Source organism: Pseudomonas sp. ADAK21, from assembly GCF_012935735.1.
Lineage (GTDB): Bacteria > Pseudomonadota > Gammaproteobacteria > Pseudomonadales > Pseudomonadaceae > Aquipseudomonas > Aquipseudomonas proteolytica.
This window is the reverse complement of record NZ_CP052857.1, coordinates 350,130-369,805: the sequence shown is the minus strand read 5'-3', so window position 1 is coordinate 369,805 and position 19,676 is coordinate 350,130. Positions and strand designations below refer to the sequence as shown.

The following is a 19,676-nucleotide window of genomic DNA, read 5'->3' as shown; positions in this document are numbered from 1 at the left end:
TGAATGCTTACTTGCGGTCTTCCAGCTTGGTAATGTCACGCGACTCGTAGCCGGTGTACAGCTGGCGCGGGCGGCCAATCTTGTACGGGCTGGAGAGCATTTCTTTCCAGTGGGAGATCCAGCCCACGGTCCGCGCCAGGGCGAAGATCACGGTGAACATGCTGGTTGGAATGCCGATAGCCTTGAGGATGATCCCCGAGTAGAAGTCGACGTTCGGGTACAGCGAGCGTTCGATGAAGTACGGGTCGGTCAGGGCGATCTCTTCCAGGCGCATGGCCAGTTCGAGTTGCGGATCGTTGTTGATCCCCAGTTCCTTCAATACTTCGTCGCAGGTCTGCTTCATTACGGTGGCGCGCGGGTCGCGGTTCTTGTAGACCCGGTGACCGAAGCCCATCAACTTGAACGGATCGTTCTTGTCCTTGGCCTTGGCAATGAACTTGTCGATGTTGGACACATCGCCGATTTCATCGAGCATGGTCAACACGGCTTCGTTCGCACCGCCGTGGGCAGGGCCCCACAGTGCGGCGATACCCGCGGCGATACAGGCGAACGGATTGGCACCCGAGGAGCCCGCCAGGCGCACGGTGGAAGTCGAGGCGTTCTGTTCGTGGTCGGCATGGAGGATGAAGATCCGGTCCATTGCCTTGGCCAGCACCGGGCTGATCGGTTTGATCTCGCACGGGGTGTTGAACATCATGTGTAGGAAGTTTTCCGCGTACGTCAGGTCGTTGCGCGGGTACATCATGGGTTGGCCCATGGAGTACTTGTAAACCATTGCGGCCAGGGTCGGCATCTTGGCAACCAGGCGGATCGCGGAGATTTCGCGATGCTGCGGGTTATTGATGTCCAGGGAGTCGTGATAGAAGGCCGACAGGGCGCCGACTACGCCGCACATGACGGCCATCGGGTGGGCGTCGCGACGGAAGCCGTTGAAGAAGGTCTTCAACTGCTCGTGAACCATGGTGTGGTTCTTCACGGTGCTGACAAACTGGGCTTTTTGCTCGGCTGTTGGCAATTCGCCATTTAGCAGCAGGTAGCAGGTTTCCAGGTAGTCCGATTTCTCGGCCAGTTGTTCGATCGGGTAGCCACGATGTAGCAGAATGCCATTGTCGCCGTCGATATAGGTAATCTTCGACTCGCAAGAAGCGGTCGACATGAAGCCTGGGTCGAAAGTGAAACGGCCCGTGGCCGTCAGGCCCCGTACGTCGATAACATCGGGACCAACGGTGCCGGTTAAAATGGGCAGCTCGACGGGGGCTGCGCCCTCGATGATCAACTGCGCTTTTTTGTCAGCCATGTGGCCTCCTATTTATGCTTCAAATCATCAGACAGACCCCCCACGCAGGGCCCGCACCACTATATTGATATAAATCCAGATGTCAATTTGCCTAAAGTCTTGCCCCAGAAGGCTTTAACCGTACTTTTTCCTCGAAATTGCCTGCCGTTTACGCCTTTTATCCCGTCAGCGCAATCAGCTATTAGGGTGAGGAGCGCGCGTTGTCATTAGTAGCCTAACTGTCTATACTCGGCCACCGACCGCCAAGGGCTTTTGGGCTTGCTTTCATTGGGGGTCGCACTCCCTGGGTGGTGCTTACCTGACCAGTGCACTCCCCAACAACTTTGCCCTGATTGTTAGGGGCTCTTCAGTGTGAAAAAAAGCCGTGAATAGCCAACGACCTGTAAACCTAGACCTAAGGACCATCAAACTCCCCATCACCGGCGTTACGTCGTTCCTGCACCGTGTTTCCGGCATCATCCTGTTCCTGGGCTTGGGCATCATGCTTTATGCATTGAGCAAATCCCTGGGTTCCGAGGAAGGATACGCCGAGGTGAAGGCATGCTTGACCAGCCCGCTGGCCAAGTTCGTAGCATGGGGCCTCCTGTCCGCTCTGCTGTATCACCTGGTAGCCGGTGTGCGCCACTTGATCATGGATATGGGCATCGGTGAGACGCTGGAAGGCGGCCGCCTGGGCTCGAAAATCATCGTCGCCATTTCCGTGGTGCTGATCGTTCTGGCAGGAGTTTGGATATGGTAACCAGCGTTACGAACCTTTCGCGTTCGGGCCTCTATGACTGGATGGCGCAGCGTGTGTCTGCGGTCGTTCTCGCGGCTTATTTCATTTTCCTGATCGGGTACCTCGTTGCAAACCCTGGCATTGGCTACGCCCAATGGCACGGTCTGTTCTCCCATAACGGGATGCGTATCTTCAGTCTGCTCGCCCTTGTGGCCCTGGGCGCTCACGCCTGGGTCGGCATGTGGACCATCGCGACCGACTACCTGACGCCGATGGCGCTGGGCAAGTCCGCGACTGCAGTACGTTTCCTTTTCCAGGCAGTATGCGGCGTCGCGATGTTCGCTTACTTCGTCTGGGGTGTGCAGATTCTCTGGGGTATCTGATTCATGGCTAACATTCCAACGATTTCTTTTGACGCCATCATTATTGGTGGCGGCGGCGCCGGCATGCGTGCTGCACTGCAGCTGGCCCAGGGCGGTCACAAGACGGCCGTGATCACCAAGGTGTTCCCGACCCGTTCCCATACCGTATCGGCCCAGGGTGGCATCACCTGCGCCATCGCGTCTGCCGATCCGAACGATGACTGGCGCTGGCACATGTACGATACCGTCAAGGGTTCCGACTATATCGGTGACCAGGACGCTATCGAGTACATGTGTCAGGAAGGCCCGGCCGCGGTGTTCGAGCTGGACCACATGGGGCTGCCGTTCTCCCGTACAGAGCAAGGTCGTATCTACCAGCGTCCATTCGGTGGCCAGTCCAAGGATTACGGTAAAGGCGGCCAGGCTGCCCGTACCTGCGCAGCTTCCGACCGTACCGGTCACGCGCTGTTGCACACCCTTTATCAGGGCAACCTGAAAGCCGGCACCACGTTCCTGAACGAGTACTACGCAGTTGACCTGGTGAAAAACCAGGACGGCGCATTCGTCGGCGTGATCGCTATCTGCATCGAAACCGGTGAAACCACCTACATCCGCGCCAAGGCTACCGTTCTGGCGACTGGCGGTGCAGGTCGTATCTACGCATCGACCACCAATGCCCTGATCAACACCGGCGACGGCGTTGGCATGGCCCTGCGTGCAGGCGTTCCGGTACAAGACATCGAAATGTGGCAGTTCCACCCAACCGGCATCGCCGGCGCCGGTGTACTGGTTACAGAAGGGTGCCGTGGTGAAGGCGGTTACCTGATCAACAAGCACGGCGAGCGTTTCATGGAGCGTTATGCTCCGAACGCCAAGGACCTTGCCGGTCGTGACGTGGTTGCCCGTTCGATGGTTAAAGAAATCATCGCCGGCAACGGTTGCGGTCCGAACGGCGACCACGTGATGTTGAAGCTCGATCACCTGGGCGAAGAAGTGCTGCACAGCCGCCTGCCAGGTATCTGCGAACTGTCCAAGACTTTCGCGCACGTTGACCCGGTTGTTGCTCCGGTTCCGGTTGTTCCAACTTGCCACTACATGATGGGCGGCGTGCCGACCAACATTCATGGCCAGGCGATCACCCAGAACGCCGAAGGCGTGGACGAGATCATTCATGGTCTGTTCGCTGTGGGCGAAGTGGCTTGCGTATCGGTTCACGGTGCCAACCGCCTGGGCGGTAACTCGCTGCTCGACCTGGTGGTCTTCGGCCGCGCTGCCGGCCTGCACCTGGAAAAGGCGCTGACCGACGGCATCGAATACGATGACGCCACCGACGCCAACATTGAAGCAGCCCTGGCGCGTCTGAACGCTCTGAACGAGCGTACTGATGGCGAAGACGTGGCAACCCTGCGTCGCGAGCTGCAAAGCTGCATGCAGAACTACTTCGGTGTATTCCGTACTGGCGAATACATGCAGAAGGGTATTACCCAGCTGGCCGACCTGCGCAAGCGGATTGCCAACGTCAAGATCAACGATAAGAGCCAGGCGTTCAACACCGCTCGTATCGAAGCCCTTGAGCTGCAAAACCTGCTGGAAGTGGCTGAAGCGACTGCGATCGCCGCCGAGGTTCGTAAAGAATCCCGTGGTGCCCACGCTCGTGAGGACTTTGAAGATCGCGATGACGAAAACTGGTTGTGCCACACCCTGTACTTCCCGGGTGACAAGCGCGTAACCAAGCGTGCCGTGAACTTCTCGCCGAAGACGGTTCCGACGTTTGAACCGAAGATTCGGACTTACTAAGGGTGGCTGCCATGTTGAAAGTCAGTGTTTATCGCTACAACCCTGATCAGGACGCTGCGCCGTTCATGCAGGAATTTGAGGTCGATACCGGTGGTAAAGACCTGATGGTGCTGGATGTGCTGGCCCTGATCAAAGAGCAGGACGAAGGTTTCTCCTATCGTCGCTCTTGCCGTGAAGGCGTCTGCGGTTCCGACGGCATGAACATCAACGGCAAAAACGGCCTGGCGTGTGTTACGCCGCTGTCTGCCGTGGTCAAGAAAGGCAAGCTCGTTGTCCGTCCATTGCCAGGTTTGCCGGTTATCCGTGACCTGGTCGTCGATATGAGCATCTTCTACAAGCAATACGAGAAGGTTAAGCCATTCCTGCAGAACGACACGCCGGCTCCGGCCATCGAGCGTCTGCAGTCCCCGGAAGAGCGCGAGAAGCTCGACGGTCTGTACGAGTGCATCCTGTGCGCTTGCTGCTCGACCTCTTGCCCGTCCTTCTGGTGGAACCCGGACAAGTTCCTGGGTCCAGCTGCACTGCTGCAAGCCTATCGCTTCCTGGCAGACAGCCGTGACACCAAGACGTCCGAGCGTCTGGCTTCACTGGATGACCCGTTCAGCGTATTCCGCTGCCGCGGGATCATGAACTGCGTCAACGTATGTCCCAAAGGCCTGAACCCGACTAAGGCCATTGGTCACATCCGTAATATGCTGCTGCAAAGCGGCGTGTAAGACGTTGTAGCAAAAGCAGGACCGTTGTGCCCGTAAATGCTACGGCGCAGGCTTCAACCGGCGCCGTAGTTTTAACTTGAGCAGCGACTTACAAAGCCGCAGCTCTTATTTTGAAGAAATGAGACAAGCAGGGGCATTCGGGTTGGTACCCGAACTATCAGCGTGATCCTAAGTGGCTTGTTTTGGTCGCTGCACTTGGCCTTTTGCAAGCAAACTCGGTGTTTTCGCCGGTGGTGTCCCCAAATCGAGGGTGACCAAGCATGCAAGAAAGCGTGATGCAGCGCATGTGGAACAGCGGCTATCTTTCAGGTGGTAACGCTGCCTATGTGGAAGAGCTTTATGAGCTCTACCTGCACGACCCTAACGCTGTGCCAGAAGAATGGCGCACCAAATTTCAGACGTTGTCTTCAGACGGCAACGCTGCCACCGATGTATCGCATGCAACAATTCGCGATCAATTTGTGCTGCTGGCAAAGAACCAGCGCCGCGCCCAACCGGTTTCCGCCGGGAGCGTGAGCAGTGAGCACGAGAAGAAGCAAGTTGAAGTACTGCGACTGATCCAGGCCTACCGTATGCGTGGCCACCAGGCAGCCCAGCTTGACCCGCTGGGGCTGTGGCAGCGTCCTGCACCTGCAGACCTGTCGATCAATCACTACGGCTTGACCAATGCCGATCTTGATACGATTTTCCGTGCCGGCGACCTGTTCATCGGCAAAGAGGAAGCGAGCCTACGCGAAATTCACGAAGCGTTGCAGCAGACATATTGCCGCACCATCGGCGCTGAATTTACGCATATCACCGATTCCGAGCAGCGTCACTGGTTCCAGCATCGCCTGGAAGGCGTGCGTGGCCGTCCGGTGCTGTCCGCCGATGTGCGTGGCCACCTGCTTGAGCGCGTAACCGCTGCCGAAGGCCTGGAAAAATACCTGGGCACCAAATACCCGGGCACCAAGCGTTTCGGCCTGGAAGGCGGCGAAAGCCTGATTCCGATGCTCGACGAACTGATCCAGCGTTCCGGTTCCTACGGTACCAAGGAAATCGTGATCGGCATGGCTCACCGTGGTCGCCTGAACGTGTTGGTCAACACCTTCGGCAAGAACCCACGCGAGCTGTTCGACGAGTTCGAAGGCAAGAAGAAGGTCGAGCTGGGTTCCGGTGACGTCAAGTACCACCAGGGCTTCTCGTCCAACGTGATGACCACCGGCGGTGAAGTTCACCTGGCCATGGCGTTCAACCCATCCCACCTGGAAATCGTTTCTCCAGTGGTCGAGGGTTCGGTACGTGCTCGCCAGGATCGTCGCAACGATTCCACCGGTGAGAAGGTCCTGCCGATTTCCATCCACGGTGACGCGGCATTCGCCGGTCAAGGCGTGGTCCTGGAAACGTTCCAGATGTCGCAGACCCGCGGCTTCAAGACCGGCGGTACGGTTCACATCGTCATCAACAACCAGGTTGGCTTCACTATCAGCAACCCGCTGGACGCGCGCTCTACCGAGTACGCGACCGACGTTGCCAAGATGATCCAGGCGCCGATCCTCCATGTGAATGGCGATGATCCGGAAGCCGTATTGTTCGTGACCCAACTGGCCATTGACTACCGCATGCAGTTCAAGCGTGACGTGGTCATCGACCTGGTTTGCTACCGCCGTCGCGGTCACAACGAAGCGGATGAGCCTAGCGGCACCCAACCGTTGATGTACCAGCAGATCACCAAGCAGCGCACCACCCGTGAGCTGTACGCCGAAAGCCTGACCAAGGCCGGCGTGCTGGATGAAGCGCGTGTTCAGGCGAAAATCGATGAATACCGCAACGCGCTGGACAACGGTCTGCATGTAGTAAAAAGCCTGGTCAAAGAGCCGAACAAAGAGCTGTTCGTGGACTGGCGCCCGTACCTGGGCCACGCCTGGACTGCGCGTCACGACACCTCGTTCGATCTGAAGACCCTGCAGGAACTGTCCGCCAAGCTGCTGGAAATTCCAGAAGGCTTCGTAGTACAGCGCCAGGTTGCGAAGATCTACGAAGACCGTCAGAAGATGCAAGCCGGCGGCCTGCCGATCAACTGGGGTTATGCCGAAACCATGGCGTACGCGACCCTGGCGTTCGAAGGTCACCCGATCCGCATGACCGGCCAGGACATCGGCCGTGGTACGTTCTCGCACCGTCACGCGGTATTGCACAACCAGAAAGACGCGGGCACCTACATCCCGTTGCAGCACCTGTATGAAGGCCAGCCACGTTTCGACCTGTACGATTCGTTCCTGTCCGAAGAAGCCGTGCTGGCGTTCGAATACGGTTACTCGACCACCACGCCAAACGCGCTGGTGATCTGGGAAGCCCAGTTCGGCGACTTCGCCAACGGTGCCCAGGTGGTTATCGACCAGTTCATCACCAGCGGCGAGCACAAGTGGGGCCGTCTGTGCGGTCTGACCATGTTGCTGCCACACGGTTATGAAGGTCAGGGTCCGGAGCACTCCTCGGCCCGTCTGGAGCGTTACCTGCAATTGTGCGCCGAGCACAATATCCAGGTGTGCGTGCCGACTACCCCGGCCCAGATCTACCACTTGCTGCGTCGTCAGGTGATCCGCCCGCTGCGCAAGCCGTTGGTAGTGCTGACTCCGAAATCGCTGTTGCGTCACAAATTGGCCATCTCGACCCTGGAAGATCTGGCCGATGGTTCGTTCCAGACCGTTATTCCGGAAATCGACACCCTGGACGCGGCCAAGGTCACTCGCCTGATCCTGTGCAGCGGCAAGGTTTACTACGACTTGCTGGAAAAACGTCGTGCCGAAGGCCGCGAAGACATCGCCATCGTGCGTATCGAGCAGCTTTACCCGTTCCCGGAAGACGACCTGATGGAGGCCATCGCGCCTTACACCAACCTCACCAATGTGGTGTGGTGTCAGGAAGAACCGATGAACCAGGGCGCGTGGTACAGCAGCCAGCATCACCTGCGTCGCAGCATCGGCAACCACAACAAGGCCCTGGGCCTGGAGTACGCCGGTCGTGATGCTTCTGCTGCACCTGCTTGTGGTTATGCATCGATGCACGCCGAGCAGCAGGAAAAACTGCTGCAAGATGCTTTCACTGTTTAACGCCTTCGCGCTGACTGAAACCGAATTTTAAGGACCCACAGATAATGGCTATCGAAATCAAAGCCCCGTCATTCCCGGAATCGGTTGCCGATGGCACCGTTGCCACCTGGCACAAGAAACCAGGCGAGGCCGTCAAGCGTGACGACCTGATCGTCGACATCGAGACTGACAAGGTCGTCCTGGAAGTGTTGGCCGAAGCCGACGGCGTCCTGGGTGCCATCGTTGCCGAAGAGGGCGCAACCGTCCTGTCCAACCAGGTCCTGGGCTCGATCGAAGCGGGCAGCGCTGCTGCCGCTGCTCCAGCCGCCGCTGCTGCGGCTGCCGCACCTGCTGCTGCCGCTCCGGCCGCTGGTGGTGAAGATCCAATCGCTGCACCGGCTGCGCGTCAGCTGGCTGAAGAAAACGGCATCAACCTGGCTTCCATCAAAGGAACCGGCAAAGACGGCCGTGTGACCAAGGAAGACGTGGTTGCCGCGGTTGAAGCCAAGAAAAACGCTCCAGCTGCCGCACCTGCCAAGGCTGCTGCCCCGGCTGCCGCTGCTCCTGTGTTCGCCGCTGGCGACCGCACCGAGAAGCGCGTACCGATGACCCGCGTTCGTGCCACCGTGGCCAAGCGCCTGGTTGAAGCACAGTCGAACATGGCGATGCTGACCACTTTCAACGAAGTCGACATGACTGAAGTCATGGCCCTGCGTTCGAAGTACAAGGACCTGTTCGAGAAGTCCCACAATGGCGTGCGCCTGGGCTTCATGTCGTTCTTCGTGAAAGCGGCCACCGAAGCACTCAAGCGCTTCCCGGCAGTCAACGCTTCCATCGACGGCAGCGACATCGTTTACCACGGCTATGCGGACGTCGGCGTTGCCGTCTCCAGCGACCGTGGCCTGGTGGTACCGGTCCTGCGTAACGCCGAGCTGATGAGCCTGGCTGAAATCGAAGGCGGCATCGCTGGCTTCGGCAAGAAAGCCCGTGACGGCAAGCTGACCATCGACGAGATGACCGGCGGTACCTTCACGATCACCAACGGTGGTACTTTCGGTTCGATGATGTCGACCCCGATCGTCAACCCGCCGCAAGCCGCGATCCTGGGCATGCACAACATCATCCAGCGTCCTATGGCCATCAATGGCCAAGTCGTGATTCGTCCGATGATGTACCTGGCACTGTCCTACGATCACCGCCTGATCGATGGTAAAGAAGCCGTGACTTTCCTGGTGACCATCAAGAACCTGCTGGAAGATCCAGCTCGTCTGCTGCTGGATATCTGATAAGGCGGCCGTGAGCCGCAAGTTTCAAGCTGCAGACAATTGCAGCCTGGCTTGTGGCTCGGGCTTGAAGCTTTTTTGCTAAAGAGGATTTTTTTTCATGTCGCAGAAATTTGACGTTGTAGTGATTGGTGCGGGCCCTGGCGGCTACGTTGCCGCCATCAAGGCCGCTCAACTGGGCCTCTCGACTGCTTGCATCGAAAAATACACTGACAAGGAAGGCAAACTGGCGCTGGGCGGTACTTGCCTGAACGTGGGTTGCATTCCTTCCAAGGCGCTGCTGGACAGCTCCTGGAAATTCCACGAAGCCCAGGACGGTTTTGCCATCCACGGCATCAACCACGCTGGCGTGACCATGGACGTGCCAGCAATGGTCGGCCGCAAGGCCAACATCGTCAAAGGCCTGACCTCTGGCGTTGCTACCCTGTTCAAGGCCAATGGCGTCACTTCCCTGCAAGGTCACGGCAAACTGCTGGCCGGCAAGAAAGTTGAAATCACCAAGCCAGACGGTTCGACCGAAATCATCGAAGCCGAAAACGTGATCCTGGCTCCAGGTTCGCGTCCGATCGATATTCCACCGGCTCCAGTTGACCAGAACGTGATCGTTGATTCGACCGGCGCCCTGGAATTCCAATCGGTACCAAAACGCCTGGGTGTGATCGGCGCTGGTGTTATCGGCCTGGAACTGGGTTCGGTCTGGTCCCGCCTGGGTTCCGAAGTGACCGTGCTGGAAGCCCTGGACACGTTCCTGCTGGCTGCCGACACCGCAGTGTCCAAAGAAGCGCTGAAAACCCTGACCAAACAAGGTCTGGACATCAAGCTGGGCGCTCGCGTGACCGGTTCGAAAGTCAACGGCGAAGAAGTTGTCGTGACCTACACCGACAAGGATGGCGAACAGACCATCACTTTCGACAAGCTGATCGTTGCCGTTGGTCGCCGTCCAGTGACCACTGATCTGCTGGCTTCCGACAGCGGCGTGACCATCGACGAGCGTGGCTTTGTGCATGTCGACGATCACTGCGCTACCACCGTTCCTGGCGTCTATGCCATTGGTGACGTGGTTCGCGGCATGATGCTGGCACACAAGGCATCCGAAGAAGGCATCATGGTGGTTGAGCGCATCAAGGGTCACAAGACCCAGATGAACTACGACCTGATCCCTTCGGTTATCTACACCCACCCGGAAATTGCATGGGTTGGTAAGAACGAACAGCAGTTGAAAGCTGAAGGCGTTGAAGTTAACGTCGGCACCTTCCCGTTTGCCGCTTCTGGCCGTGCCATGGCAGCGAACGACACTGGCGGTTTTGTCAAAGTCATCGCTGATGCCAAGACTGACCGCGTATTGGGCGTCCACGTGATTGGCCCAAGCGCTGCAGAACTGGTTCAGCAGGGCGCTATCGGTATGGAATTCGGCACCAGTGCCGAAGACCTGGGCATGATGGTCTTCTCCCATCCGACCCTGTCCGAAGCGTTGCACGAAGCAGCGTTGGCTGTGAATGGCGGCGCCATCCACATCGCCAACCGCAAGAAGCGCTAAGCGAGATAATAAGAAACCACGGCGGAGTTGCCCGTCGTGAGCCTTGCGCGCAAGACTCACCGCGGAATATCCGCTGGACGCAGTCTTGTGCAGCTTGACCGGGCTTAAGTTCGGCAAGTTGTGCGAGCAGCAGTCACAGGTGGCGCGGCACTCATAATGAGCGCAGCGCCGAATGCGCAGTACCTAACGAAGACGGTAAAAAGCATGAATCTTCACGAGTATCAGGGTAAGCAGCTGTTCGCTGAATACGGCCTGCCAGTTTCCAAGGGCTACGCAGTAGACACCCCGGAAGCAGCAGCAGAAGCTTGCGACAAAATCGGCGGCACCGAGTGGGTTGTCAAAGCCCAGGTCCACGCTGGTGGTCGCGGTAAAGCGGGCGGCGTTAAGCTGGTTCGCAGCAAAGAAGACGCCAAGGCCTTCGCACAGCAGTGGCTGGGCAAGCGTCTGGTGACTTACCAGACTGACGCCAATGGCCAGCCAGTCACCAAGATCCTGGTTGAATCGTGCACTGATATCGCTAAAGAGCTGTACCTGGGCGCTGTCGTTGACCGTTCTAGCCGTCGCATCGTGTTCATGGCTTCCACCGAAGGTGGCGTGGACATCGAGAAGATCGCTCACGAAACCCCAGAAAAAATTCTCAAGGCCACTATCGATCCACTGGTTGGCGCTCAGCCATTCCAGGGTCGCGAGCTGGCTTTCCAGCTGGGTCTGGAAGGCAAGCAAGTTGCCCAGTTCGCCAAGATCTTCGTAGGTCTGGCCAAACTGTTCCAGGATCACGATCTGGCCCTGCTGGAAGTGAACCCGCTGGTGATCAAGGCTGACGGCGATCTGCATTGCCTCGACGCCAAGATCAACATCGACGCCAACGCCATGTACCGTCAGCCTAAGCTGAAGACTTTCCACGATCCGTCGCAAGACGATCCGCGCGAAGCGCACGCTGCCAAGTTCGAACTGAACTACGTAGCCCTGGAAGGTAACATCGGTTGCATGGTCAACGGTGCTGGCCTGGCCATGGGTACCATGGACATCGTCAATCTGCATGGCGGCAAGCCAGCCAACTTCCTCGACGTGGGCGGTGGTGCTACCAAAGAACGCGTTACCGAAGCGTTCAAGATCATCCTGTCCGACTCCAACGTCGCTGCAGTACTGGTCAACATCTTCGGCGGCATCGTTCGTTGCGACATGATTGCCGAAGGCATCATCGGTGCAGTGAAAGAAGTCGGCGTGAAAATCCCGGTTGTTGTACGCCTTGAAGGTAACAACGCTGAACTGGGCGCTAAAGTACTGGCAGAAAGCGGTTTGAACATCATCGCTGCTACCAGCCTGACCGACGCTGCTCAACAAGTTGTCAAAGCTGCGGAGGGCAAATAATGAGCGTCCTGATCAATAAAGACACCAAAGTTATCTGCCAGGGTATTACCGGTTCGCAAGGTAGCTTCCACACCGAGCAAGCCATCGAATACGGCACCAAGATGGTTGGCGGCGTAACTCCAGGCAAAGGCGGCACCGAGCACCTGGGTCTGCCAGTGTTCAACACCGTGAAAGAGGCTGTTGCTCAAACTGGCGCTACCGCCAGCGTGATCTACGTTCCAGCTCCTTTCTGCAAGGACTCCATCCTGGAAGCGGCATTCGGCGGCATCAAGCTGATCGTGTGCATCACCGAAGGCATTCCTACCCTGGACATGCTGGACGCTAAAGTTAAGTGCGACGAGCTGGGTGTTACCCTGATCGGCCCTAACTGCCCAGGCGTGATCACCCCAGGCGAATGCAAGATCGGCATCATGCCAGGTCACATTCACTTGCCAGGCAAAGTCGGTATCGTTTCCCGTTCCGGCACCCTGACCTACGAAGCTGTGAAGCAGACCACTGACGCCGGTTTCGGTCAGTCGACTTGCGTCGGCATCGGCGGTGACCCGATCCCAGGCTCGAACTTCATCGACATCCTGAAACTGTTCCAGGAAGACCCGAAGACCGAAGCGATCGTCATGATCGGTGAGATCGGCGGTTCGGCTGAAGAAGAAGCGGCTGCCTACATCAAGGCACACGTGACCAAGCCGGTTGTTTCCTACATCGCTGGTGTGACTGCCCCTGCGGGCAAGCGCATGGGCCATGCTGGCGCAATCATCTCTGGCGGCAAGGGCACTGCAGACGAGAAGTTTGCTGCCCTGGAAGACGCAGGCGTGAAAACCGTGCGTTCGCTGGCAGACATCGGCAAGGCTTTGTCCGAGCTGACAGGTTGGGCGATCAAGTAAGCCTCGCGCTTAGCTGACGCTTCACCACACAAAGGCCACCTTCGGGTGGCCTTTGTGCATTCTGGGGATGACGCGGTCCATTGTGGGAGCTGGCTTGCCTGCGATTGCATCACCTCGGCTTGCCTGTATTACCGCGCCGTCTGCATCGCAGGCAAGCCAGCTCCCACAGTGGACTGCATTGTTAAGTTAAGTATGAAAACGCGACATCAAAGTGTCGCTTATCGGACAGTGCGCCCCGCAACAGTGCGTTTGTCAGGCAAATTCTGTACGCTAGTCGCCTCTTTATGCGCCCGCATCCCAAAAGGAAGCCGCGTGCTAGACCGGCCGGTCCCCATAAGGGCCGGTAGCATTTCCCTCATCCATAGGGAATCCCTCTCTAAATTCCGATTCAGTAGTGTGGTATTTCCTCAAATGAAAGTGTTGAAAAGCCAGGACATCCTGGCGTTGGGCTTTATGACTTTTGCCCTGTTCGTGGGCGCCGGCAACATCATCTTCCCGCCTATCGTCGGTTTGCAGTCCGGGCCTCATGTCTGGATGGCAGCACTGGGCTTCCTGATCACTGCGGTCGGCCTGCCGGTCGTCACGGTCATCGCCCTGGCCAAGGTCGGCGGTGGCATGGACGCATTGAGCAGCCCCATCGGCAAGGTCGCCGGTGGCATCCTGGCTGCAGCGTGCTACCTGGCTGTCGGCCCGCTGTTCGCCACGCCACGTACTGCAACGGTCTCGTTCGAAGTAGGCCTGGCGCCATTGACCGGTGAAAGCCCGCTGGCCCTGTTCCTCTACAGCTCGGTGTACTTCCTGCTGGTGTTCTTCATCTCCCTGTACCCAGGGCGCCTGCTGGATACCGTCGGCCGTTTCCTCGCGCCATTGAAGATCATTGCGCTGGCGGTACTGGGTATCGCGGCCTTTGCTTTGCCTGCGGGTGATATCGGCGTTGCTACGCCTGAGTACGTCGCCGCACCGTTTTCCCAAGGCTTCATCAATGGCTACCTGACCATGGATACCCTGGGCGCGCTGGTGTTTGGCATCGTCATCGTCAATGCCATTCGCTCCCGTGGCGTCGAGTCTCCACAGTTGATCACCCGCTACGCAATCATTGCCGGGCTGATTGCCGGTGTGGGCCTGGCGCTGGTGTACATCAGCCTGTTCCGCCTCGGTTCGGGCAGCCATGAAGTGGCCGCCGGCGCAGCCAACGGCGCGGCGGTATTGCACGCTTATGTGCAACACACCTTCGGCTCCCTGGGCAGCGGTTTCCTCGCCGTGCTGATCTCCCTGGCGTGCCTGGTCACGGCGGTGGGCCTGACCTGTGCCTGCGCCGAGTACTTCAGCCGGGTACTGCCACTGTCCTACAAGACCCTGGTAGTGATCCTGGCGGCGTTCTCGCTGTTGGTCTCCAACCTGGGCCTGACCAAGCTGATCGCGTTCTCGATCCCGGTCCTGACCGCCATCTACCCGCCGTGCATCGTCCTGGTGGCCCTGAGCTTCTGCAAGGACTTCTGGCATGAGCATGGCCGCATCCTTGGCCCGGTGATGCTGGTGTCGTTCATCTTCGGTACCATCGACGCGCTCAAGGGTGCCGGCCTGGCCGGTTGGATGCCTGCACAAATGGCTAACCTGCCATTGAGCGAACAAGGCCTGGCATGGCTGGTGCCTTGTGTGATTACCCTGGTGGCCGCATTCGGGGTTGACCGTATGCTGGGCAAACGCAGCGAAGCCATCGCCTAAAGCGCCCCGTTACACGCTGACATCGAAATGCCCCGTATCAATCGATCCGGGGCATTTTTTATGGGCGATGGGCAGTGTCTTTTTTTGTGGGCTAACGTCGAACGGGTACGCAATTCTAAAGCTCAAGCGCGGTTGGTGTAGGAGCCGGCTTGCCAGCGATAGCGGTATATCGGTCGGCCTGATACTGACTGAAAGGACGCCATCGCCGGCAAGCCAGCGCCGACATTGACCGAGTTAGCCAGCCCTATTGTTCAGAGGCCCCGCATGTCGTTCGTCGAAGCCAACCTGATTCACTTGCTTGCCGCGCTATGGTTCGTCATCTGCTGGGGCGGCTATACCCGCTACGCCAGCTGGAAAGCCCGGGACACTGCTTGTCTTGCCAGTGTGTTGCACCTGTATCGCGAGGACTGGATGCGCCGCATGCTCCTGCGGGACAACCGCATCGCCGACGCCAGTGTGATCGGTAACCTGGAGCGCAACGCCTCGTTCTTCGCCTCCAGTACCCTGATCATCCTCGCCGGTATCCTCACCGTGCTGGGGGCTTCGGAGCGCGCGGTATCGCTGCTGGCGGACATTCCCATGGTGCAACAGGCATCCCAGGGCATGTCGGAGATCAAGCTGCTGTGCCTGGCCCTGGTGTTTGTCTATGCCTTCTTTACTTTCAGTTGGTGCATGCGCCAGTACAACTTCGCGGCGATCCTGATTGGCTCGGCGCCGATGGTCGGTGAGCGTCACGTCTCCGAGCAGGAGCGCAAGGCGTTTGCCTCGCGGGCGGCGCGGGTGATCTCGATGGCTGCCAACCAGTTCAACTTCGGTCTGCGTTCCTATTACTTCGGCATGACCATGCTTGCCTGGTTTGTCAGCCCCTGGCTGTTCATGCTGATGAGCAGCGGGGTGGTGCTGGTACTGTACCGGCGCGAATTTCATTCTGACGTTCTGGAGGTGATGGTCTATACCCCTACAGAGGCACCGATGCCTGAAGCGCCCAAGGAGGCAATATCGTGAGTATTCCGTTCTGGTGTGTATTTATCAGCGCACTGCTGATTTTCGTGGCACGCATGCCGGTGGGCAAGGCCATGAAAGAGCAGGGGGGGTATGACAACCACCTTCCACGCCACCAACAGGCGCAGTTGACCGGCTTCGGCGCGCGGGCAGTGGCTGCGCATCAAAACAGTTTTGAAGCTTTTATCTTGTTTGCGGTGGGAGTCTTGATGGCTCATACCACCCAGACCCAGGGCTACCTGATTGACTGGCTGGCGATCATCTTTGTGATTGCGCGGGTAATCTATCTGGCCTGCTATTGGGCCGACTTGGCCTGGCAACGCAGCCTGGTGTGGTTGGTGGGGTTGCTGTGCTCACTATTGTTGATGGTTAGTCCTACATTTCGCACTTTGCTGATCTGATAAAAGTCCCGCACAAAGTAAAGCCCGCTATTTAAGCGGGCTTTCTTTTGCAACATGGTATTTAAACCGCGGTATCAGGAACCGGTTGCAGGTGTAGCTGGAGCAGCTTCTTTAGCGGCGGCTGCGTCAGATTCAGCTTGGGCTTTGGCGGCTTCGGCGTTTTCTTTTGCAGCGTCGTTCACTTTATCCTGAGCTTCGCTCATTTTTTCTTGAGCTTGTTCAGCATGCTGGTTGGCATCCTGAGCTTTGTCCTCGGATTTTTTATCGCAGGCAGCGAGGCCAAGGGCGGCAGCCAACATCAAGGAAACAGCGAAAGTCTTGCGCATGGGGTGTTTCTCCTTATTGAAGATATCTACTGGCCTTTCGAGCATGGGGTGCCTGCATTAGTTCCTTTAATCCCACAGATATATAAGACGTTTCGCCAAGGAACTTTCTTCCGGGGTATTTCTTTCGCCGGATCACTACTAATAAGAGTCTTTATCCAATGACCGATAGCCCCCTTTTAGAGCGTGCCGCACGGTTTGTCTCGGCCCTGCGTCACTGTCAGGTGCTGGGCATCGAGGTGCATGATGCGAACGCCGAGGGCATGACCCTGCGCTTGCCCTACAGCCCGCAGATCGTCGGCGACCCACAAACCGGGATCATCCATGGCGGCGCCTTGACCTCGCTGATGGACACCGCTTGTGGCATGGCAACCCTGTGCGTGTTGCCGGAGTTCGAGGTCTGCCCGACCCTGGATCTGCGCATTGACTACATGCACCCGGCCGAACCCCACAAGACGGTGTTCGGCTTTGCCCAATGTTATCGAGTGACCAGTGACGTGATTTTCACCCGTGGTTTTGCTTACCAGGACGACCCCCAGCAGCCGATTGCCCATGTGGTGGGTACGTTCATGCGTATGGGCAAACGGTTGAAGGGTACCAAGGGATTGGGCAGCAGCATCAAGGGAGAACAGGCATGACCCATCAATTCAAGACCCGGATGCAGCAGGCCCACCAACGCGGCGACTATAAGGCGTTGCTCGAGCTGATTCCCTACGCCCGACTGATCGGCGTCGAGTGCACGCGCCTGGGGGATGAGTTGTTGTTCCGCATGCCGGCCAACAAGGACAATATTGGTAACCCGATATTGCCAGCTATCCATGGTGGCGTGATCGCAGGCTTTATGGAGTTGTCGGCGGCCTTTCATCTATGGGTGGCCACGGAGGCCCCGGGGGTTGAAAAAGGCCTGCCCAAGATCGTCGATTTTTCCCTGGATTACCTGCGGGCCGGGCAGTTTCGCGACACTTACGCCACCTGCCAGGTATGGCGTCAGGGACGGCGTGTGGCCAATGTGGCAATCACCGCCTGGCAAAGCACCCCGGCCGAGCCTATCGCCACCGCTCGTGCGCATTTCAAGATTCAGGAGCAGGGCCACCCTTGAAATCCTGGTCTTAGCCCCCAACTTTGATGACAACCCGCCGCCAACCCTCTCGGGCGCGGCCACTGCCATCCAATTGGAGTTTGATGACCATGAGTGTGGAAACTCAAAAGGAAACCCTGGGCTTCCAGACCGAGGTGAAGCAGCTGCTGCACCTCATGATCCATTCGCTGTATTCCAACAAGGAAATCTTCCTTCGCGAATTGATCTCGAACGCCTCTGACGCTGTCGACAAATTACGTTTCGAAGCCCTGTCCAAGCCTGAGTTGCTGGAAGGTGGCGCGGAACTGAAAATCCGTGTGAGCTTCGACAAAGACGCCAAGACCGTCACCCTCGAAGACAACGGCATCGGCATGAGCCGTGAAGACGCGATTACCCATTTGGGCACCATCGCCAAATCCGGCACCGCCGATTTCATGAAGAACCTCTCGGGCGACCAGAAGAAAGATTCGCACCTGATCGGCCAGTTCGGCGTGGGCTTCTATTCGGCCTTTATCGTCGCCGACAAAGTTGAAGTATTCAGCCGTCGCGCCGGTCTTGATGCCAGTGAAGGCGTGCACTGGTCCTCCAAAGGCGAGGGCGAATTCGAAATCGCCACCGTTGATAAGGCTGACCGCGGTACCCGCATCGTGCTGCACCTCAAGGCCGGTGAAGACGAATTCGCCGATGGCTGGCGCCTGCGCAACATCATCAAGAAGTACTCCGACCATATCGCGCTGCCCATCGAATTGCCGAAAGAACAAGCGGCTGTCGAAGGCGAGGAGACCCCAGCCCAGGAATGGGAAGTGGTCAACCGCGCCAGCGCCCTGTGGACCCGTCCGCGTACTGAAGTGAAGGACGAGGAATACCAGGAGTTCTACAAGCACATCGCCCATGACTACGAAAACCCGCTGAGCTGGAGCCACAACAAGGTTGAAGGCAAGCTGGAATACAGCTCGCTGCTGTACGTCCCGGCCCGTGCTCCGTTCGACCTGTACCAGCGCGAAGCGCCCAAGGGCCTGAAGCTGTACGTACAGCGCGTATTCGTGATGGATCAGGCGGAGTCCTTCCTGCCGCTGTACCTGCGCTTTATCAAGGGCGTGGTGGACTCCAACGACCTGTCGCTGAACGTGTCGCGGGAAATCCTGCAGAAAGACCCGATCATCGACTCCATGAAGTCGGCGTTGACCAAGCGTGTGCTGGACATGCTGGAAAAGCTGGCGAAGAACGAGCCTGAGCAATACAAAGGCTTCTGGAAAAACTTCGGCCAGGTCATGAAAGAAGGCCCGGCGGAAGATTTTGCCAACAAGGAAAAAATCGCCGGCCTGCTGCGTTTTGCCTCGACTCAAGGTGAAGACGGCGAGCAGGTTGTGTCCCTGGCCGAGTACCTGGCGCGCGCCAAGGAAGGTCAGGACAAGATCTACTACCTGACTGGCGAAACGTACGCCCAGGTCAAGAACAGCCCGCACCTGGAAGTCTTCCGCAAGAAAGGCATCGAAGTGCTGCTGCTGACCGACCGCATCGACGAGTGGCTGATGAGCTATCTCAGCGAGTTCGACGGCAAATCCTTTGTCGACGTGGCCCGTGGTGACCTGGACCTGGGTAACCTGGATTCGGAAGAGGACAAAAAAGCCGCTGAAGAAGTGGCCAAGTCCAAAGAAGGCCTGGTTGAACGCATCAAGACCGCCCTGGGCGATGCTGTCAGCGAAGTGCGGGTTTCCCACCGTCTGACCGATTCCCCGGCGATCCTGGCCATTGGCGAGCAGGACCTTGGCATGCAGATGCGCCAGATCCTCGAAGCCAGCGGGCAGAAGGTGCCGGATTCCAAGCCGATCTTCGAATTCAACCCGGCTCACCCGCTGATCGAGAAACTCGACGGCGAGCAGAGTGAAGAGCGCTTTGGCGACCTGTCGCACATCCTCTTCGACCAGGCGGCCCTGGCTGCAGGGGATAGCTTGAAAGACCCGGCCGCTTATGTGCGCCGACTGAACAAGCTGTTGGTTGAACTGTCGGTTTAACAACGCTGCAAGAAAACCCCGCTTCGGCGGGGTTTTTCGTTATGGCTCTGCTGTAGGCGCGAGCTTGTCTCCTACAGGGAACCGCGTTAATCCATTCTC

The 19,676-nt window shown here is 58.0% G+C and carries 17 protein-coding genes; 15 read left to right on the top strand and 2 right to left on the bottom strand.

All coding sequences use genetic code 11. The features are described from left to right. Window positions 1–7: 7 nt before the first annotated feature. The gene (gene gltA, locus HKK57_RS01700) at window positions 8–1,297 is read right to left on the bottom strand and encodes a citrate synthase (RefSeq protein WP_003222994.1); all 1,290 of its coding nucleotides are present in this window, start codon (window positions 1,295–1,297) and stop codon (window positions 8–10) included. 364 nt (window positions 1,298–1,661) lie between these two features. On the opposite strand from gltA, the gene sdhC reads away from it, so the two are divergent. From sdhC to HKK57_RS01640, 12 genes are all read left to right on the top strand, one after another. After that, window positions 1,662–2,036: a succinate dehydrogenase, cytochrome b556 subunit gene (gene sdhC, locus HKK57_RS01695; protein WP_070995406.1), complete on the top strand. Its 375-nt coding sequence runs from the start codon at window positions 1,662–1,664 to the stop codon at window positions 2,034–2,036. Further along, complete coding sequence (gene sdhD / locus HKK57_RS01690; protein WP_029292670.1) at window positions 2,030–2,398, top strand: succinate dehydrogenase, hydrophobic membrane anchor protein; 369 nt, start codon at window positions 2,030–2,032, stop codon at window positions 2,396–2,398. The genes sdhC and sdhD overlap by 7 nt, the downstream gene beginning before the upstream one ends. A gap of 3 nt (window positions 2,399–2,401) precedes the next feature. Then, window positions 2,402–4,174, top strand: a complete 1,773-nt coding sequence (gene sdhA / locus HKK57_RS01685; RefSeq protein WP_029292672.1) for a succinate dehydrogenase flavoprotein subunit — start codon at window positions 2,402–2,404, stop codon at window positions 4,172–4,174. Window positions 4,175–4,185: 11 nt separating this feature from the next. Then, entirely contained in the window at window positions 4,186–4,890 is a 705-nt protein-coding gene (locus HKK57_RS01680) for a succinate dehydrogenase iron-sulfur subunit (protein WP_029292674.1), read from the top strand. A 260-nt stretch (window positions 4,891–5,150) separates the two neighbouring features. Then, on the top strand, window positions 5,151–7,982 hold the full coding sequence (locus HKK57_RS01675; protein ID WP_070995405.1) for a 2-oxoglutarate dehydrogenase E1 component: 2,832 nt from the start codon (window positions 5,151–5,153) through the stop codon (window positions 7,980–7,982). Between the two features lie 44 nt (window positions 7,983–8,026). Continuing rightward, window positions 8,027–9,247 (top strand): 2-oxoglutarate dehydrogenase complex dihydrolipoyllysine-residue succinyltransferase, encoded by a 1,221-nt coding sequence (odhB, locus tag HKK57_RS01670; RefSeq protein WP_169389694.1) that lies wholly within the window; start codon window positions 8,027–8,029, stop codon window positions 9,245–9,247. Window positions 9,248–9,344: 97 nt separating this feature from the next. Beyond that, window positions 9,345–10,781 (top strand): dihydrolipoyl dehydrogenase, encoded by a 1,437-nt coding sequence (gene lpdA, locus HKK57_RS01665; RefSeq protein WP_029292680.1) that lies wholly within the window; start codon window positions 9,345–9,347, stop codon window positions 10,779–10,781. 204 nt (window positions 10,782–10,985) lie between these two features. Next, complete coding sequence (gene sucC / locus HKK57_RS01660) at window positions 10,986–12,152, top strand: ADP-forming succinate--CoA ligase subunit beta (protein WP_003233235.1); 1,167 nt, start codon at window positions 10,986–10,988, stop codon at window positions 12,150–12,152. Then, window positions 12,152–13,033 carry a succinate--CoA ligase subunit alpha gene (gene sucD, locus HKK57_RS01655; RefSeq protein WP_070995403.1) on the top strand — a complete coding sequence of 294 codons (882 nt, stop codon included), beginning with the start codon at window positions 12,152–12,154 and terminating at the stop codon, window positions 13,031–13,033. Before sucC ends, sucD begins: the two co-directional genes overlap by 1 nt. A gap of 411 nt (window positions 13,034–13,444) precedes the next feature. Beyond that, entirely contained in the window at window positions 13,445–14,758 is a 1,314-nt protein-coding gene (gene brnQ / locus HKK57_RS01650) for a branched-chain amino acid transport system II carrier protein (RefSeq protein WP_029292687.1), read from the top strand. Window positions 14,759–15,022: 264 nt separating this feature from the next. Next, window positions 15,023–15,763, top strand: a complete 741-nt coding sequence (locus HKK57_RS01645) for a DUF599 domain-containing protein (RefSeq protein ID WP_029292689.1) — start codon at window positions 15,023–15,025, stop codon at window positions 15,761–15,763. Continuing rightward, window positions 15,760–16,161: an MAPEG family protein gene (locus tag HKK57_RS01640; protein ID WP_029292690.1), complete on the top strand. Its 402-nt coding sequence runs from the start codon at window positions 15,760–15,762 to the stop codon at window positions 16,159–16,161. Before HKK57_RS01645 ends, HKK57_RS01640 begins: the two co-directional genes overlap by 4 nt. 74 nt (window positions 16,162–16,235) lie before the next feature. On the opposite strand, the gene HKK57_RS01635 is transcribed toward HKK57_RS01640, so the two are convergent. Then, entirely contained in the window at window positions 16,236–16,487 is a 252-nt protein-coding gene (locus tag HKK57_RS01635; RefSeq protein WP_029292691.1) for a hypothetical protein, read from the bottom strand. Window positions 16,488–16,645: 158 nt separating this feature from the next. Between HKK57_RS01635 and HKK57_RS01630 the strand changes: the two genes are divergently transcribed. From HKK57_RS01630 to htpG, 3 genes are all read left to right on the top strand, one after another. Continuing rightward, a complete protein-coding gene (locus HKK57_RS01630) occupies window positions 16,646–17,122 on the top strand; it encodes a PaaI family thioesterase (protein ID WP_070995402.1) in 477 nt (158 codons plus the stop codon). Then, a complete protein-coding gene (locus HKK57_RS01625; RefSeq protein WP_029292693.1) occupies window positions 17,119–17,583 on the top strand; it encodes a PaaI family thioesterase in 465 nt (154 codons plus the stop codon). Before HKK57_RS01630 ends, HKK57_RS01625 begins: the two co-directional genes overlap by 4 nt. An 89-nt stretch (window positions 17,584–17,672) precedes the next feature. Continuing rightward, window positions 17,673–19,577, top strand: coding sequence for a molecular chaperone HtpG (gene htpG, locus HKK57_RS01620; RefSeq protein WP_029292695.1), 1,905 nt, complete (start codon window positions 17,673–17,675; stop codon window positions 19,575–19,577). The last annotated feature ends 99 nt before the right edge of the window (window positions 19,578–19,676 follow it).

Excerpts from the sequence above, each read along its gene's own strand:
- sucC (WP_003233235.1), top strand. The coding sequence starts at position 10,986 with ATGAATCTTCACGAGTATCAGGGTAAGCAGCTGTTCGCTGAATACGGC.
- HKK57_RS01635 (WP_029292691.1), bottom strand. The coding sequence starts at position 16,487 with ATGCGCAAGACTTTCGCTGTTTCCTTGATGTTGGCTGCCGCCCTTGGC.
- sdhA (WP_029292672.1), top strand. The coding sequence starts at position 2,402 with ATGGCTAACATTCCAACGATTTCTTTTGACGCCATCATTATTGGTGGC.
- brnQ (WP_029292687.1), top strand. The coding sequence starts at position 13,445 with ATGAAAGTGTTGAAAAGCCAGGACATCCTGGCGTTGGGCTTTATGACT.
- HKK57_RS01630 (WP_070995402.1), top strand. The coding sequence starts at position 16,646 with ATGACCGATAGCCCCCTTTTAGAGCGTGCCGCACGGTTTGTCTCGGCC.
- sucD (WP_070995403.1), top strand. The coding sequence starts at position 12,152 with ATGAGCGTCCTGATCAATAAAGACACCAAAGTTATCTGCCAGGGTATT.
- gltA (WP_003222994.1), bottom strand. The coding sequence starts at position 1,297 with ATGGCTGACAAAAAAGCGCAGTTGATCATCGAGGGCGCAGCCCCCGTC.
- lpdA (WP_029292680.1), top strand. The coding sequence starts at position 9,345 with ATGTCGCAGAAATTTGACGTTGTAGTGATTGGTGCGGGCCCTGGCGGC.
- HKK57_RS01625 (WP_029292693.1), top strand. The coding sequence starts at position 17,119 with ATGACCCATCAATTCAAGACCCGGATGCAGCAGGCCCACCAACGCGGC.
- odhB (WP_169389694.1), top strand. The coding sequence starts at position 8,027 with ATGGCTATCGAAATCAAAGCCCCGTCATTCCCGGAATCGGTTGCCGAT.
- HKK57_RS01675 (WP_070995405.1), top strand. The coding sequence starts at position 5,151 with ATGCAAGAAAGCGTGATGCAGCGCATGTGGAACAGCGGCTATCTTTCA.
- HKK57_RS01645 (WP_029292689.1), top strand. The coding sequence starts at position 15,023 with ATGTCGTTCGTCGAAGCCAACCTGATTCACTTGCTTGCCGCGCTATGG.
- htpG (WP_029292695.1), top strand. The coding sequence starts at position 17,673 with ATGAGTGTGGAAACTCAAAAGGAAACCCTGGGCTTCCAGACCGAGGTG.
- HKK57_RS01680 (WP_029292674.1), top strand. The coding sequence starts at position 4,186 with ATGTTGAAAGTCAGTGTTTATCGCTACAACCCTGATCAGGACGCTGCG.
- sdhD (WP_029292670.1), top strand. The coding sequence starts at position 2,030 with ATGGTAACCAGCGTTACGAACCTTTCGCGTTCGGGCCTCTATGACTGG.